Genomic DNA, 16,474 nt, shown 5'->3' with positions numbered 1-16,474 from the left:
GCTGGTCAGACCGGCGAATGCAAGGCGCGCGCGCTTTGTTACACAGCCATCATGTGGTCATGGACGGGCCATCATGTGATCGCCGGAAGGTGTTCGCCATGACACGACACACCACCTCCCGCGCCGCCTTCCGGCGCACTCTGGCCGTCTTCGCCGCCCTGCCCGTGCTGGCCCTGGCGGTGGGCTGCGGCGGGGGCGGCGAATCCGACTCCAAGGACGAGGGGGTCGCCTCCGTCCCGGGCGAGAAGACCGGCGACTCCGGCGGCTCTTCGAAGGACACCGGCAGTGGCTCCGGCAAGGGCAAGAGCGCCTTCTACGACGCCCAGATGGAGTATGTGCGCTGTATGCGCGCCAAGGGCGGAGCCAAGGACTTCCCCGACCCCAAGCTCAGTGGCCATCTCGACTGGGGCAAGATCGAGAAGCTTCCCGATCCCGACGGCAAGGGCGAGGTCACGAAGGGCGGGAAGGACGGCGCCTGTGCCACCGAGATGCGGAAGGCGATGAATCTCGAGCCCAAGCGGGACGCGCAGAAGGACTTCGAGTCCATGCTCGCGCACGCCAAGTGCATGCGGGACCACGGCGTATCGGAGTTCCAGAACCCCACCATGTCCTCGGGCAACGCGGTGCCCGGTGGTGAACCGGACCCCGCCAGCCCCCGTATCGACCCCGAGTCCTCGGTGTACAAGCAGGCTCGTGAGGCGTGCAAGGGCAAGCTGCTCGACGGTCTGGACGGTATGCAGTGAGGCGCAGTACCGCGTGGATCGCGGGTGGCATCGCCGTCGCCGCCGCCGCGACCGGGGCCACGGCCCTGGTCCTCGGCGGCGGTGACGGTGCCGACGCCTCGTCCGGGGACGGTGACCGGCCACCCGCCACGGCCAAGATCGTCCGTACCGATCTGGTCCAGAGCAAGACCGTCGACGGAGAACTCGACTACGCCCAGCGGCGCAAGGTGTCCTCCGCCGTCGACGGCACCGTGACCGTCGCGGCCAAAGCGGGCAGCACGGTCACCCAGGGGCAGGCGCTGTACGAGCTGAACGACAAGCCCGTCACCCTGCTGTACGGGCAGATCCCGATGTTCCGGACCATGAAGCCCGGGGACCGCGGCTCCGACGTCCTCCAACTGGAGCGGAATCTACGCGACTTGGGGTACGGCTCCGGGCTGTACATCGATCCGCGCTACGACGCGGCGACCAAGGCGGCCGTCAAGCGCTGGCAGAAGTCGCTCAACCGCACCCCCACCGGCACCGTGGGCCAGGGGGACGTGGTCTTCCAGCCCGACCGGGTGAAGGTCGTCTCCGCGGACGCCGCGGCCGCGGACCAGGTGGGCCCGGACACGAAGGTGCTCACCGTCGCCTCCACCAAGCCCGTGGTCCGGGCCCAGCTGGAGCAGGGGGATGTGTCTCTCACCTCCAAGGGCACCACGGTGAAGGTGACGATGCCCAGCGGACGCACGGAACGCGGCAAGGTGTCGGGCACCGTCCGCCCCGAGACCTCCGACGACGATCCGTCGGCGGCGAGCGAGGACGGGATCACGGTGGAGGTGACCTTGGACGGCGGCCGTTCCGCGGTGTCCGAGGAGGACACCAAGGCGACGGTGAACGTGACGTTCGCCAGCGAGAGCCGCAAGAACGTGCTGGCCGTCCCGGTCGAGGCGGTGGTGGCGCTGCGCGGTGAGCAAGGCGGCTACGGACTGGAACTGGTGAAGGGCGGCACCACCCGGATGGTGCGGGTCGAGACCGGGATGACGGCCGACGGGCAGATCGAGGTCAGCGGTGCGGAGCTGCGCGAGGGCATGGCGGTGGGAGTGGCCGAGCAGTGATCGCCACCGCACCGCCCCGCCCGGCGGCCGTGATCGAGCTGGTGGGTGCCACCAAGACCTATCCCGGTGAGGTCCATGCCCTGCGCGGGGTGGATCTGACCGTGGTCTCCGGTGAACTCCTGGCGATCGTCGGCCCGTCCGGGTCCGGGAAGTCGACCATGCTGAACATCATCGGCACCCTGGACCGTCCCACGTCGGGTACGGTCCGGGTGGCCGGGCACGATGTGAACACACTGTCCGACGCGCAGCTGTCCGCCCTCCGCGCCCGTCATATCGGCTTTGTTTTCCAGCACTTCCATCTCTCCCCCGGGCGGGACGCGGTGGACAATGTGGCGGACGGCCTGCTGTACGCGGGGGTGGGCCTGCGCGAGCGCAGGGCGCTGGCGCGTACGGCGCTGGAGCGGGTGCGCCTCGGCCACCGGCTGGACCACCGGCCGCATGAGCTGTCCGGCGGTGAGAAGCAGCGCGTGGCCATCGCGCGGGCGCTGGTCGGCGAGCCCGAACTGCTGCTTGCGGACGAGCCGACCGGCGCCCTGGACTCGGGATCGGGCGAGATCGTGATGGAGCTGCTGCGGGAGCTGAACGCGGCGGGCACCACGGTGTGTGTCATCACCCATGACCACGAGATCGCCGACGCGCTGCCACGGCGGGTCCGGTTCCGTGACGGCGAGGTCATCGCGGACTCCCGGACGCCCGGCTCCCCGACGGACGGCTCTCCGACGGACGGCTCCGCCACGCCCGACTCCGTCACGCCCGACTCCGCGTCGCACGAGGTGAGGTCATGACCGACCGGAAGACCGCACAAGCGACGTCCGGGAGCGGCCGCAGGCTGAAACCCTCCCGGCTGGCCGTCCGTGACATCCTCCGCGTGGGCGCCGTCGGGCTGCGGGCGCGCCGGACCCGGGTGGTGCTGTCCGCCCTCGGTATCGCGATCGGCATCGCCACGATGGTGGCGGTGGTGGGTCTTTCCACCTCCAGCCGGGCCGATCTGATGGCCCGGCTGGACCGGCTGGGCACCAATCTGCTCACCGCCGAGGCCGGAGAGGACCAGACGGGGAACGACATCGTCCTGCCCAAGAACGCCGTCGCGATGGTCGAACGCATCGGCCCGGTGCAGCACGCCACGGCGACCGGCGAGGTGGATACCCGGATCCGGCGCAGCGATGTGGTGCCGGAGGAGCGGACGGCCGGGGTCACCACCCAGGCCGCCCGGCCCGATCTGCTGGATACGCTCGGCGCCGAGGTGGACCGGGGGGTCTGGCTGAACCCCGCCAATGAGCGGCTGCCGGTGACCGTGCTCGGGTCGATCGCCGCGAAGCGGCTCGGCATCACCCATCCCGGTGAGAAGATCATGGTCAATGACCGCTATGTGGTGGTCGTGGGCATTCTCCGACCGGTCGAGTTGGTACCCACGCTGGACCGGGTGGCGTTGGTCGGATTCCCGGCCGCCGAGCGGTATTTCGGCTTCAACGGCCATCCGACCACCATCTTCGAGCGCTCCACGGACGCGTCGGTGGAGGATGTGGCCGCGGTGCTGGCCCGCAGCGTCGACCCCGGCCATGAGGGCACCGTCAAGGTCTCACGGCCGTCCGACGCCCTGGAGGCGAAGGCGACCACCGACGAGGGGCTGACGGCGCTGATGCTCGGGCTTGGGGCGGTGGCGCTCCTGGTGGGCGGGGTCGGGGTGGCCAACACCATGGTCATCTCGGTACTGGAACGCCGTCAGGAGATCGGCCTGCGGCGGGCGATCGGGGCCACCCGCAATGCCATCCGGCTTCAGTTCCTCACCGAATCACTGCTGTTGTCGGCCCTCGGCGGGCTGGCGGGAGTGGCACTGGGCTCGCTGGCGACCTGGGCGTTCGCCCTGGCGCAGGGCTGGACGACGGTCATCCCGCCCTGGGCGCTGGCCGGTGGTTTCGGCGCCACACTGGGGATCGGCATGCTCGCGGGGCTCTACCCCGCCATCCGTGCCTCCCGGCTCCACCCCACCGTGGCCCTCAACGCCTCCTGAATGCCTCACAGTTATCCCCACCCACAGATGTGGGCGGGGATCGAGGCGGCATACGATCCTGGGGTGGGCCCGCCGCGATGCAACGATCGCGCCCAGTAGTGGAGGAGAACACGACGTGACCGGTCACGGGGCAGCATCCCAGACGACGAGCGGGCCGGAGCCGCCCAACAGCCCCATCAACCAGGGGCGTCCGCACAGCGCCCGGATGTACGACTACTTCCTGGGCGGCAAGGACAACTACGTCGCGGACCGGCAGGCCGCGGCGAAGGTGCTCACCCTGTGGCCGGGCGTCATGATCGCCGCCCGCACCAACCGTGCCTTCATGCAGCGCGCGACCCGGTATCTGGCCGCCGAGTGCGGTATCCGGCAGTTCCTCGACATCGGCACCGGCATACCCACCAGCCCCAATCTGCACGAGGTCGCCCAGGAGGTCGCGCCGGAGTCGCGGGTCGTCTACGTCGACAACGACCCGATCGTGCTGGCTCATGCGCAGACCCTGCTCACCAGTCATCCCGAAGGCCGCACCGCCTATGTCGACGCGGATGTGGCCAACCCCGAGACCATCCTCACCTCCCCGGACCTCACCGAGGTGCTGGACCTGTCCCAGCCGGTGGCGCTGAGCCTGTGCGCGCTGCTGCACTTCGTACCGGACGAGTGGGACCCGTACGCCATTGTGCGGCGGCTGGTCGACACGCTCGCGCCCGGTTCGTATCTGGTGCTGAGCCACATCACCCCGGACTTCGACCCGGTGGCGACCCAGCGGACCGTGGAGATCTACCACAACGGTGGGATCAAGGGGAAGATCCGCAGCAGGGCGGAGGTGGAGGAGTTCTTCACCGGTCTCGAGCTGGTGGAGCCCGGGATCGAGGTGCCCCACCGCTGGCGTCCGGACCTGGCCACCGGCCCTCAGGTGGCCACCGGCGATGTCACCGACGAAGAGGTCTCCTTCTGGGTGGGAGTGGCCCGCAAGCCCGCTTCCTGACCGCCGCGGCCCCGCCCCACCGCGTACGGCCGGGCGGGGCCGCCAGGTGCTATGTACGGATCCGCTCGCGGACCGGGGTGAACCGCAGGGGCAGGGAGACCGGTCCGCGGGTGAAGGTGCCCTGGTCCACCGGGGTGAAGTCGGGTTCGATCCGAAGGTCCGGCATGGCGTCCAGGAGTTGACCGATTGCCACCTCGATCTCCGCCTTGGCCAGCAGGGCGCCCACGCAGAAGTGCCGTCCCAGGGCGAAGGCGAGATGGTCGGCGGCGGCCGAGAAGGCGGTCCTGGCCGTCAGGTCCGCACGGAAGATGTTGAACGCGTCCGGGTCGGCGTACTGCCGCTCATCACGGCCCGCCGAGCCGATGAGGCAGATGACGGTGGAGCCGTCGGGGATCAGCCCGCCGCTCACCTCCACATCCCCGGCCACCTGACGCATGATCATTTGGACCGGGGGTGTGTAGCGCAGGGTCTCGATGAACGCCCGTGGGATGAGCTCGCGATCTTCGACAACGGCGGCCAACTGCTCGGGATGGCGGAGCAGATTCAGCAGGACGGCGGCCACCGCCTTGTCGGTGGTCTCGGCTCCGGCCGACAGCAGCAGACTGCAAAGGGCCCTGATCTCCTCGTCGCTCATGGTGGTGCCGTCGACCTCGGCCGTGCAGAGGCTGGACAGCAGATCGTCGCCGAGCGCGTCACGCCGTCGGCGGATGACCGGGAGGAGGTAGGCGGCGCATTCCTCACGGGTGCGCAGCCCCGCGGCGGTCACCTCCGGGTCCTGCGAGAGATTGCCGAGGAAGGCGACGATCGACCGGTACCAGCGCTGGAAGGTGTCGTAGTCGCCCTTGTCCAGGCCCAGCATGTCCACGATGACGTTGATGGGGAAGCGGCCCGCGAACTGGGAGACCAGCTCGACCCTGCCGGTGTCGCGGAAGCCGTCGATAAGTTCCCTGGCATTGCGTTCGATCAACGGCAGCAGTCGCTCCTGTAACGCAGTACCGCGGAAGACGGGGGCGACCAGGGCGCGGCGGACGGTGTGTTCGCGCCCGCTCATCTGGACGAAGGTCCTGCCGTGTACGGGTTCGAGCTGCCAGGCGTAGTTCTCGCTGGTGAAGGCCGGGTCCTTGAAGGCGCGCCGGACGTCCTCGTAGCGCGAGAGGAGATAGCTGCGGGTGGGGGCGTGCCAGAGCAGCGGTGTCTCGTCACGGAGCCGTCGGTACACCGGATAGGGGTCGGCGGCGAAGGCGGGCGAGAGGATGTCGGGCACGTCCTGGGGTGTGATGGTCATGGTCGCTCCACGGGCTGAACCGGGTTCGGGCAGGTCGGGGCGCGTCCGCGGTGCGGCCACCGGGCGGTGGCCGCACCATGGGCCCGACTACAGTGTGTTGGCGCCGGTCACCAGGGGCGAGTACGCCGGTTGTACGGGCGGCAGGGCCGGGTCGAGCCGGGCGTGTTCCGCCGCCGCGTACACCACGCGTCCGCCGACGAGAGTGAGCACCGAGGTCAGGGCGGGGATCCGGGAGGCCGGGACGGTCAGGTAGTCGTCGGAGAGCACGGCGAGGTCCGCGAAGTGGCCGGGGCCGAGCATGCCCTTGACGGTGTCCTCGTGGGAGAGCCAGGCGCTGCCCTGGGTCATCAGCCGCAGCGCGGCGATCCGGTCCAGCCGGTTGGCGGCCGGGTAGAGCCGCTCTCCGCCGACGGTCCGTCCGGTGGTGATCCAGTACAGCGCGTTCCAGACGTTGTCACTCGCCACCCGGGTGGCGTCGGTACCCAGCCCGACCGGCACCCCGGCACGCAGGATGCGGTTCACCGGTGGGGTATGGGCGGCGGCGCGTGCCCCGTAGCGGTCGCGGAACAACTCGCCCTGGAAGGCCATGCGGTGTTGCAGGGCGATGGCGCCGCCGAGCCGGGCGACCCGGTCGATGGTGGGCTCGCTGATCGTCTCGGCGTGGTCGAGGATGAACCGGACGCCGGGTCCGCCGGGGCCGTGCACCTGCTCGATGACGTCGAGGAAGCGGGTGATGGACTGGTCGTAGGTGGCATGCAGCCGGAACGGCCACTTCTTCTCGGCCAGGAAGGACAGGACGTCGCGCAGTTGGCCTTCCATCGCGGGGGCGAGCTCCGGCCGCGGCTGGGCGAAGTCCTCGAAGTCGGCGGCGGAGTAGACCAGCATCTCCCCCGCCCCGATCATCCGCAGATGGTCGTCTCCGTCGCCGGGCGTGACCAGTTCCGCGATGCGCTGGAAATCGGCGAGTTCCTTGCCCGGGGCCTGGGTGAAGGTGTGGTAGCCGACGCGGACCGTCAACTGGTCTTCCCGATGGAGCCGGTTGATGACCTCGTAGTCGTCGGGGAAGGTCTGGTGGCCGCCGCCCGCGTCGATCACGCTGGTCACTCCGCGGGCGTTGAGATGCCGCAGATAGTGCCGGGTGGAGATGGTCCGGCTCTCCGGGTCGAGTCGCGGCAGCCGGGCCAGGGTGGAGTAGAGCAGGGTGGCGTTGGGCTTGGCGATCAGCATCCCGGTGGGATGTCCGGCCGCGTCCCGCTCGATCTGTGATCCGGGGAGGTCGGGGGTGTCCTTCCCGAAGCCGAGGACACGCAGGGCGGTCCGGTTGAGCAGGGCCCGGTCGTAGAGGTGGAGGAGGAACACGGGGGTGTCGGGGACGGCCGCGTTCAGCTCGTCGAGGGTCGGCAGCCGCCGTTCGGCGAACTGGAACCTGCTGAAGCCGCCGACCACCCGGACCCACTGCGGGGCGGGGGTGCGCGCGGCCTGGAAGGCGATGAGCCGCAGCGCCTCGGAGACGGACCGCACTCCGGCCAGGGAGAGCTCCTGGGTGTAGCTGAGCCCCTGCCGGACCAGATGGGTGTGGGAGTCGTTGAGCCCGGGGATCACCCGGCGTCCGCCCAGGTGGATCACCTGGGTCTGCGGGCCGATCAGCGCGCGGATGCGGTGGTCGGTGCCGGTGGCCTGGATCCTGCTCCCCTGGACGGCCAGGGCGGTGGCGTCCGGGTGGCGTGGGTCGAGTGTGGTGATGCGGCCGCCGAGCAACACGGTGTCGGCGTGGCCGGTGGTTCCGTCCGTCCTGCTCCCGGCCGTACCGGGTGCCGCGGCGGCGGTGTCGCTGACGGCGAACCGGGTGGCCAGGGCGGCGCCCGCGCCGGTCAGTCCGGCGACAACGCGTCTGCGGGAGACCTCCCGCTCCTGGGAGGCGGTCTGGTGGGGTTGACGGGATGGGTGGGGACTCACGGTGTTTTCCTCGGGGTGGTGATGTGCCGGGCCGGTGGACGGACGGGCTCAGTGCAGCCGGAGGGTGGTGACGCCGAACGGAAGGACCGGCGGATTGGGGCCGCTGACGGCGGCCGGGCTGCCCTTGGAGTCGAACTGCGCGTTGACCACCAGCAGCCGATTGCCGTGTACGGCGGCCGAGGTGGGGAAGCGGAAGCTGGGGTCGGTGAGCGGGGTGCCCGCGGTGGCAGACCGGTAGTCGGCGCTGAAGTGGAGGACGGCCACGGACCGCGGAGTGTTCTGCGCGGCGTAGAGCGTACGGCCGCGCAGGAAGATGCCGTCGGGCGTCTCCAGTGCCCCGGCGGGCAGCTGGACCTTCTCCACCGAACGGTCGGCGAGGGTGATGCGGTACAGGGCGTTCTCATTGCGCTTGGCAACGATGAGATGGCGGCCGTCGGGGGTCGCGGTGATGCCGTTGACGTTGATGCCGGCCGCACCGGGGGCGGAGATGTAGTGCAGGGGGGTGCCGGTGAAGTCGAGGAACTTCTCCAGCCGGTAGCCGCCGGAGGCGGTCCGGGTCATCCGGTAGAGCCAGGGGTTGACGGAGTCGGTGAGATAGGCGGTGCCGTCCTGGGTGACGCTGATGTCGTTGAGGAAGGTGCCGGTGGCGCCGAGACCGTTGTCGAGGGTGGCCAGATGGGCGCCGTTGCGGGTGTCGTAGGCGTAGACCTTGCCGGTCTGCCGCGACAGCACGATCAGCCGGTTTCCGTCGAGCGCCAGGCCGTTGGCGATGGTGCGGCCGTCCGCCCCGGACTTCGAGAACACCGACACCGTGTCGCTGCCGACCTGGCCCCGGAAGATCGTGCCGTCCTTGACGGAGCCGACGTAGTACACCCCCGTGGCATGGTCGATGGCAATGCTCTCCGGGAAGACCTCGGCGCCCGGCAGCGCGGTGAACGCCGAGCCGTGGCGCGCGGCGCCGGCGGACGCGGACTCCGGCTGCCCGGCGGCGGACCGCTGCGGCGGCTCGGCCTGGGCGACGGTGGCGAGGGTGGCGGAGGCTCCCAGCACGGAGGCGGCCACGGCCGCCAGGGCAGCCCGCCGGGGGATCCCGCGCTGCCGGGTGGACGTGTGCTGCGGACGTGACGGCGTGGACATAGAACTCCTCTGTGACGCGGTGGGGAAGGGAACCGCGCTCAGCCAATCCGATCCGCGCGAGAGGAGCCATAACGATCGGAACGCCGACCTATCAGGAATTGTGTGCGCTGACGGCGTTCTCGTGGGCGTCGGTGAGCTGGGCGAACACCGCCCGGACAGTCGGCAGATGTTCCTTGCCCCGCCTGGCGGCGAGATAGATCGGGTTGATCACCGGTTCCTCGGGGGTGTGCAGCACACTCAGGGTGCCTGCGTCGATGCCCTCCCGCGCCACATAGCGGGGAACGACGCTGAGCCCGGCCCCGGCGGCCACGGCCACCACCACCGCGCGCATGTCGGCCACGGTCAGCGACGGTTGCGGGGGCGCGATGCCCCAGCAGGAGCGGAAGTAGCGACGAGCCATGGGCATGCCCTGCGAATAGCCCACGAACCGCCGCTCCGACCGGGGCGTATAGGGCTTCTCACCGCTGCGCCCCACGAGCACGAACTCCTCGTCGTGGGCGTGTCTGAGAAAGAGCTGCTTGGTCGGAGCCCCTTCGATCTTGGTGATGACGGCGACATCGAGCTCATCGCGCAACAGCGCGGTGGCCAGGTCCGGTGACAGCCCGATCCGGCAGTGCACGGTCATCCCCATGGCCAGCAGCGGGGTCAGCCGTGGCATCACATGGCCCGCCAGAATGTCCCCCGGCCCGCCGACGAACACCGGCCCCGCGTCGCTGTCCCCGCCCGAGCGGAACACCTCGACGGCGTTCTCCAGCGCGTCGACATGCCCGGCCACCTCGGCGGCCAGGATGTGTCCGGCTTCGGTGGGGGCGATCCCGCGCCCGGCCCGGACGAACAGCGGCCGCCCCACCGTCTCCTCGATCGACTTCAGATGGCGGGAGACGGCGGGCTGGGAGAGGTTCAGGGCGTCGGCGGCCTTCGCCACTCCGCCCGTGCGGTAGATGGTGAGGAACGAGCGGAGCGGCACGAGGTCCGCGCGGTGGGTCATGGCCGGTGCCCCACGGGGGGTGTGTACCGCATCGCTCGCCTCTCCGGCCTTGTGCCCCACACGGGGAACCATCGTTCTCCCGGAGCGTAGCGCATCGGTGTGAAGCGGCAGTGACGGGGAGGGGTGCGCGGGCTCCCGAGGGTTTCGTCGGGGAGCCGGTGGCCGGGAGGGAACGTCCGAAACCTCCGCGGCCAGTCCTCACGCGCCTGGCGCACCTCCCCCATCAGCCGATCGGCTGATACCGGGGTCCACCGCGCCGCGTCCGCACCGTGGCCGGTCCACCGACCCCGGACCATCGCCGGGGTACGGAGGCCGCGACCGAGGCCCAGGACACCAGATCACCATCACGAGAGGACCGGCCGCCCATGCCCGCCAGGAACGTCAGCGTCAACCGAGCGTCGCTCGGCCATCGCCTCAGCTACGCGCTGCGCCACCCCTACCGGGTACCGCGCTATCTGACCCGTGCCGCCCGGGATGCCTGGCTGCGTCATCGTTTCCCGGACCACATCTCCTACTACCGCGCGGTGATGCGCTCGGACACCCGCGCCAACCCGGATGCCGCGGTGGGCAGTTCCAGCCGCGAGCGGTGGCTCGCCCTGGGCGCGATGCAGTTCGACTACCTCGTCGGCCACGGGCTGCGACCCGAACACCGGATGCTGGAGATCGGATGCGGCAACCTGCGGGCGGGCTGGCGGTTCATCCGGCATCTGGAGTCCGGCCACTACTACGGCATCGACATCTCGCCCGATATCCTCGCCGCGGCCCAGGACACCCTGGTGGAGTCGGGGTTGCAGGACCGGCTGCCGCATCTGACCCCGGTCCGCGACCTCACCCTGCGGTTCCTGCCCGACGCATGGTTCGATGTCATCCACGCGCACAGTGTCTTCTCGCACTCCCCGCTGCCGGTCATCGAGGAGTGCCTGGCCAACGTCGGCCGGGTGATGGCCCCCGGCGGCTGGTTCGACTTCACCTTCGACCGCACCGACGGCGCCGAGCACCAGGTGCTGCGCGAGGACTTCTACTACCGCACCGAGACCCTCGTCGCCCTCGCCGTGAAACACGGTCTGGAGGCGCGCTTCATGGACGACTGGGAGGCGCTGCCGCACGGCCAGTCGAAGATCCGCGTCACCCATGGCCCGGCCGCCGGGCGGCCGTCGGAGCCCGAGGCCGCCTGACCCCCACCCGGATACCGATCCGCCTCTCGCGGCAGGGAGACTGGGCCCAGGCCAACTACCAGGCCGACTACCTGTGAAGGAGCAAGGTGTTCGGGATATCGCTGGGTGACGACGGTGCGGAGCTGCGCCCGCTGGAGCCGTGGAACGCCGAGGAGTACCTCGCCCACATCGACCGCTGCCGGGAGTACGTGGGGACGCATATCTCGCTGGCGGACCGCGCCACCGACCTGTCGTCGGCCACTGCCTTCCTCCAGATGTACGCGGACAAGGCGGCCACCGACAGTGGACGGATCTACGGCATCTGGGTCGACGGGACGCTCATCGGCGGGGTCCTCTTCCGGATCTTCGACGCCCAGTCCGGCAGCTGTGAGGTCGGCTGCTGGCTGGAGGAGGCGTTTGCCGGACGCGGGCTGGTCACCCGGGCCATCGGGGTGCTCATCGACTGGGCGGTCGAGGTGCGCGGCATCCACCGGGTGGAGTGGCGGGCCGCGTCCGGCAATACGGCGAGCCTCAAAGCCGCCCGTCGGCTGGGCATGGTGCGCGACGGAGTGCTGCGGAAGAGCCATCCGCACCGGGGAGAACGCGTGGACATCGAGGTCTGGTCGGTGCTGGCGCCGGAGTGGCGCGCTCGGCGCGGATGAGGTCCGATGGGGGGAGGGCGTGCTACGTGATGGTCAGGGTGCGTTCCGCCTCGGCCAGCGAGCTGTTGCCCGCGTACAGCCGGATCTCGCCCTTCTCCACCACGAAGTTGCCGTCGCGGTCATGGGTCCAGAAGCCCAGGTCCTCGGCGCTCAGCCGGAAGCGCACGGTGGTGGACCTCCCCGCGTCGAGGGTGACCCGGCGGAAACCGCAGAGCCTGCGCACCGGTTGCACGATGCTCGCCACCGGATCGCGCAGATACAGCTGGACGACCTCATCGCCCGTGCGCCGCCCGGTGTTGCGCACCGTCACCGCCACGTCGACGGTGTCGCCCTGGCGCAGCGCGTCGGCCGCGATCCGGCGCGTCGACAGTCTCGGCTCACCGATGTCGAAGGTGGTGTAGCTCAGCCCGTATCCGAAGGCGAACTGCGGGCCGTCGGGCAGGTCCAGATAGCGGGAGGTGTAGGGGTTGTGCGGGTCGTAGGGGCGGCCGGTGTTCTCGTGGTTGTAGTAGACGGGGATCTGGCCGACCGCGCGCGGAAAGGACACCGGCAGTTTGCCACCAGGGTTGACCTTCCCGAACAGCACATCCGCGATGGCGTTTCCGCCCTCGAGTCCTGGATGCCACGCCTCCAGGACGGCGGGGGCCGACTCCAGCCAGCCGCCGATCGTCAGCGGACGCCCGTTGACCAGCACCACCACAAACGGCGCACCGGACTCCGCGATGGCCGCGATCAGTTCCTCCTGCTTCCCGGGCAGACTGATGTCACCGCGCACGCTCGCCTCACCGCTCAGCTTCGCGCCTTCGCCGATGACCACGACCGTCACCTCGGCGGCCCTCGCCGCCGCGACCGCCTTCACGATGTCGTCGGTGTCCTTGCCCTGGGCGTCCACACCCCGGACATGGGTCACCTTCGCCTTCGGGACAGCGGCCTTGACGGCGTCGGCCACCGTGACCGGACGGGGGGTGACCGCCCAGGGCCCGGCCCAGGATCCCTTGAGGTCCGGGGAGTCGGCGAACGGGCCGACCACCGCGATGGAGCGGGCCGATGTGCTCAGAGGGAGGGCCGACGTGTGGTTTCTGAGCAGCACCATGGACCGCGCCGCGGTTTCGCGGGCCGCCGACCGAGCGGCCTTGGTGGGTTTGGTGATGGCGGCGTCCTCATCCACATAGGGGCGGCGGAACAGGCCGAGCCGGAACTTCAGCCGCAGGATGCGCGCCACCGCGTCGTCCAGCCGGGCCATGGTGATCCGGCCGTTTCTGAGCAGCCGTTTGCCGTTCCGGGCAAGAAGGGTGCTGGCCATCTCCATGTCCACACCGGCGTTGAACGCCAGCCGGGCCGCGTCGGCGCCGTCGGCCGCGAAGCCGTGGACGGTCAGTTCCCGGATGGCGAGGTAGTCGCTGACCACCACACCGTCGAACTGCCACTGCTCCTTGAGGATGTCGGTGAGCAGATGCCGGTTGGCGTGGGCCGGAATGCCGCTGACGGTGTTGAAGGCGGCCATCACGGTGGCCACTTCGGCCTCCACGGCCGCCGCGAACGGCCCGAGGTAGAGATTGCGCAGCCGCGCCTCGGACACATCCACGCTGTTGTAGTCGCGCCCGCCCTCGGCGCCCCCGTAGGCGGCCAGGTGCTTGGCGCAGGCCGCCACCCGGTCGTTGTCGGCAAGGTCGTCGCCCTGGTAACCGCGGACCTTGGCCGCCCCCAACGCCGCGGTCAGATAGGGGTCTTCCCCGTTGCCCTCGGCGATCCGCCCCCAGCGCGGCTCATGGGTGACGTCCATCATCGGGGAGAAGGTCCAGTGCACCCCGTTGGAACGGGCCTCCCGCGCGGACACCTCGGCGTCCCGCACGGCCACCGCGGGATCGAAGCCGGCCGCCTGGGCGAGCGGAATCGGAAAGGTGGTCCACAGACCATGGATCACATCGAGCCCGAAGATCAGGGGGATTCCGAGCCGGGACTCCTCCACCGCGATCCGCTGCAACGCGTTGGTCTTCCTGGCCCCGTAGAGGTTGAGCACCGACCCGAGCGCGCCCCTGCGCGCCGCCCGCACCGCCTCCGCGTTCTGCCCGCGGCCGGGGCCGGTGTCGGCGCTCCAGGCCAGCTGCTGCAACTGCCCCAGCTTCTCGTCCACCGTCATCCGCCCGAGCAGCGCCTGCACCCGGGGCTCATACGGGCGGGGGCGCTCCGACGGCTGCCGCACACCGTCCGGAGGGCCGGGCGGGGGCTCACCGCGCCGGAATCGTCCAAGGGCTCCGCCCCCGGCGACGGTGCCGCCGAGCGCCCCGAGCACCGTACGTCTGCGCACACCATCCATGGTCTTCGCCTCATGAAGAGCATCAGGTGGTTCTGCCGGACATCCGTATCGTCCGCGCCCGGTACGCGCTGAACGCGCACCTCTTCCCCAGCGTAGGGCGGCCTCGCCGGGGCGCCCCTCGGGCAGTTTCCCACCACCGGGTTCGCCGGTCGTGGCACGGGGATCACGCTGGGATATCGTGCGCGCATGACTGGGGAGGACGAGATACACCAGCCACTGCTGCGCCTGCGGGACGTGATGCTGCGCGGAGTGCTCTACGGGCTTGCCGCGATACCCCTCGTCGGCATCGGCTCGCTCGGGGTGAGCGATCACCACGCACGGATGACGTTCCTGGCGGTCATCGCCGGGTTCGCCATGATCGGCGGGGGTGTGTTCACGGTGACGGGGCTCGGGTTCTGGGCCGCCTGCGGCGGTGACATCCGGCGCTGCCGCGACTGGCGCACCATCAAGGGCCAGACCGAGAGCGTCACCGTCGCGGCCCCGGTCCTGCTGCGGCTCGGCATGCTGGCACTCGCGCTGTTCCCGGGGGCGTTCGGCCTCTACCACCTGGTCGACAACGCCGACTACGACAGCTTGATCCACGGCAGCTGAGGGTAGACGGCGGCGACATAGCCGGTGTGCACGCGCATATCGGCAAAACAGGGAAACGTGTGCGATAAGGCGTATGAGTGGGTAAAAGCCCGGTGTGCCCAGTAAGACACGGCGACGGGCCACGCTGGTGCTGGCCGTCCTCGTTGCCCTGGTGGCGACCCTGTTCGCCGCCGGGAGCGCGCGTGCCGAGACGGACGTGGACAAGATCGGCCAGGCGCTGCGCAGCCGCCCTGTGTATGTCGATCCCCGCGCCTCCGACGCTCTGAGCACCCAGCAAGCACGGACCCTCGCGGACCGTATCCGCGCGGCGGATGTGCCCGTCTACGTCGCTGTTCTGCCGGACGACCGCGCCTACGGAGGGGAGCGCATCTTCCTGCGGCTGCGTGAGGCCACCGACCGACCCGGTGTGTACGCGGTGGCACTCGGCTCCTCCTTCGGCGCCGCGTCCGACGCCTCGGTGCTGCCGGGCAGCACATCCCAGGCGCTGGCCGAGCAGAATCTGCGCCGCCACCCCGGTGACCTGCCGAAGGTTCTGGACGGCTTTGTGGCGGATGTGGCCGCGGCCATCCACGGCCGGTCGGCCGACGGCGATCAGGGCGCCCCGGACTCCACCGGATCGTCGATGGGCGCCGCTCTGGTGCTGCTGATCATCCTGGTGGTGCTGGCCGGAAGCGCTCTGTTCGCGATGGGGCGCACCCGCAAGCGCCGCCGGGAGCGTGAGCGGGCCGAGCTGGAGCAGGTGCGCGGCGCGGTCCAGGAGGACATCACCGCGTACGGCGAGAAGCTGAGCGGGCTCGCCTTCAACCCGTCCGACCCGTCCTCCACCCCGGAGATGGTGGATGACTACGGCCGCGCGCTGGACGCGTACGAGAAGGCCAAGACGAAGTCGGACACCGCCCGGCGCCCCGAGGACGTACGGGCGGTCACCGAGGCGCTGGAGGACGGCCACTTCTCGCTGGCGGTGCTGGGCGCCCGCCGTGAGGGCACACCCCTTCCCGAGCGGCGGCCGCCGTGCTTCTTCGATCCGCGGCACGGGCCGTCGGTCCGGGATGTCACCTGGGCCCCGGCCGGCGGCGCCGAGCGGTCGGTGCCCGCGTGCGCAGCGGACGCCACGCGGGTCGAGCAGGGCCTCGACCCGGACGCGCGTACCGTCCCCGTCGGCGGCGAACGCCGTCCGTACTGGGAGGCGGGCCCCGCCTACGGCCCTTGGGCGGGCGGGTACTTCGGCGGTTACGGGGCGGCGCTGCTGCCCGCGCTGCTGGTCGGGACGCTGCTGGGCGGATCGCTGAGCCCCGGCTACGACGAGGCCGGAGCGTTCGGGGACGCCGGCGACTACGGCGGCTTCGGTGACGGCGGCGACTACGGCGGCGGCTTCGGTGACGGTGACTTCGGAGGCGGTTTCGGCGGAGGCTTCGGCGACGGCGGCTGAGCCCGGTCCGCCGGGGATGTGCTCCGTCCTCGCCACGCGCGCCTTCTCGTGCCGCGCTCCCCGTGTCCCACACCTATCCCGGACGCGACTGCTCCCCCATCGCTGCCGTGGGGGAGGATGGTGGGCAATCGGTGAGCGGGTGG

At 70.5% G+C, this 16,474-nt stretch carries 14 protein-coding genes; 9 read left to right on the top strand and 5 right to left on the bottom strand.

Translation table 11 applies throughout. The features are described 5' to 3' along the window. Nucleotides 1-98: 98 nt before the first annotated feature. From JK363_RS12105 to JK363_RS12085, 5 genes are all read left to right on the top strand, one after another. Complete coding sequence (locus tag JK363_RS12105) at nt 99-743, top strand: hypothetical protein (protein ID WP_201874665.1); 645 nt, start codon at nt 99-101, stop codon at nt 741-743. Further along, complete coding sequence (locus JK363_RS12100) at nt 740-1,819, top strand: peptidoglycan-binding protein (protein WP_201874663.1); 1,080 nt, start codon at nt 740-742, stop codon at nt 1,817-1,819. Before JK363_RS12105 ends, JK363_RS12100 begins: the two co-directional genes overlap by 4 nt. Continuing rightward, the gene (locus tag JK363_RS12095) at nt 1,816-2,604 is read left to right on the top strand and encodes an ABC transporter ATP-binding protein (protein ID WP_201874662.1); all 789 of its coding nucleotides are present in this window, start codon (nt 1,816-1,818) and stop codon (nt 2,602-2,604) included. The genes JK363_RS12100 and JK363_RS12095 overlap by 4 nt, the downstream gene beginning before the upstream one ends. Then, a complete protein-coding gene (locus JK363_RS12090) occupies nt 2,601-3,830 on the top strand; it encodes an ABC transporter permease (RefSeq protein WP_201874660.1) in 1,230 nt (409 codons plus the stop codon). The genes JK363_RS12095 and JK363_RS12090 overlap by 4 nt, the downstream gene beginning before the upstream one ends. A gap of 115 nt (nt 3,831-3,945) precedes the next feature. Continuing rightward, a complete protein-coding gene (locus tag JK363_RS12085; protein WP_201874658.1) occupies nt 3,946-4,812 on the top strand; it encodes an SAM-dependent methyltransferase in 867 nt (288 codons plus the stop codon). A gap of 49 nt (nt 4,813-4,861) precedes the next feature. On the opposite strand, the gene JK363_RS12080 is transcribed toward JK363_RS12085, so the two are convergent. The 4 genes from JK363_RS12080 to JK363_RS12065 form a co-directional block, all read right to left on the bottom strand. Next, entirely contained in the window at nt 4,862-6,097 is a 1,236-nt protein-coding gene (locus JK363_RS12080) for a cytochrome P450 (RefSeq protein ID WP_201874657.1), read from the bottom strand. A gap of 87 nt (nt 6,098-6,184) precedes the next feature. Further along, on the bottom strand, nt 6,185-8,053 hold the full coding sequence (locus JK363_RS12075; protein ID WP_201874655.1) for an amidohydrolase: 1,869 nt from the start codon (nt 8,051-8,053) through the stop codon (nt 6,185-6,187). A 48-nt stretch (nt 8,054-8,101) separates the two neighbouring features. Then, entirely contained in the window at nt 8,102-9,190 is a 1,089-nt protein-coding gene (locus JK363_RS12070) for an SMP-30/gluconolactonase/LRE family protein (protein WP_201874653.1), read from the bottom strand. A 91-nt stretch (nt 9,191-9,281) separates the two neighbouring features. Next, entirely contained in the window at nt 9,282-10,178 is an 897-nt protein-coding gene (locus JK363_RS12065; RefSeq protein WP_201874651.1) for a LysR family transcriptional regulator, read from the bottom strand. A gap of 365 nt (nt 10,179-10,543) precedes the next feature. Here JK363_RS12065 and JK363_RS12060 point away from each other — a divergent pair, with 365 nt between their 5' ends. Beyond that, entirely contained in the window at nt 10,544-11,353 is an 810-nt protein-coding gene (locus tag JK363_RS12060) for a class I SAM-dependent methyltransferase (RefSeq protein ID WP_201874649.1), read from the top strand. Nucleotides 11,354-11,439: 86 nt separating this feature from the next. Next, entirely contained in the window at nt 11,440-11,994 is a 555-nt protein-coding gene (locus tag JK363_RS12055) for a GNAT family N-acetyltransferase (RefSeq protein WP_201874647.1), read from the top strand. 22 nt (nt 11,995-12,016) lie between these two features. Here the strand turns inward: JK363_RS12055 and bglX are convergent, their stop codons facing one another. After that, nucleotides 12,017-14,311 carry a beta-glucosidase BglX gene (bglX, locus tag JK363_RS12050; RefSeq protein WP_201874645.1) on the bottom strand — a complete coding sequence of 765 codons (2,295 nt, stop codon included), beginning with the start codon at nt 14,309-14,311 and terminating at the stop codon, nt 12,017-12,019. A gap of 186 nt (nt 14,312-14,497) precedes the next feature. On the opposite strand from bglX, the gene JK363_RS12045 reads away from it, so the two are divergent. Further along, entirely contained in the window at nt 14,498-14,902 is a 405-nt protein-coding gene (locus tag JK363_RS12045; protein WP_215910845.1) for a DUF6336 family protein, read from the top strand. 94 nt (nt 14,903-14,996) lie between these two features. Continuing rightward, complete coding sequence (locus JK363_RS12040) at nt 14,997-16,331, top strand: hypothetical protein (protein WP_201874643.1); 1,335 nt, start codon at nt 14,997-14,999, stop codon at nt 16,329-16,331. Nucleotides 16,332-16,474: the final 143 nt, after the last annotated feature.

Source organism: Streptomyces coffeae, from assembly GCF_016741875.1.
Classification (GTDB): domain Bacteria; phylum Actinomycetota; class Actinomycetes; order Streptomycetales; family Streptomycetaceae; genus Streptomyces; species Streptomyces coffeae.
This window is presented reverse-complemented; position numbering and strand designations above follow the sequence as displayed.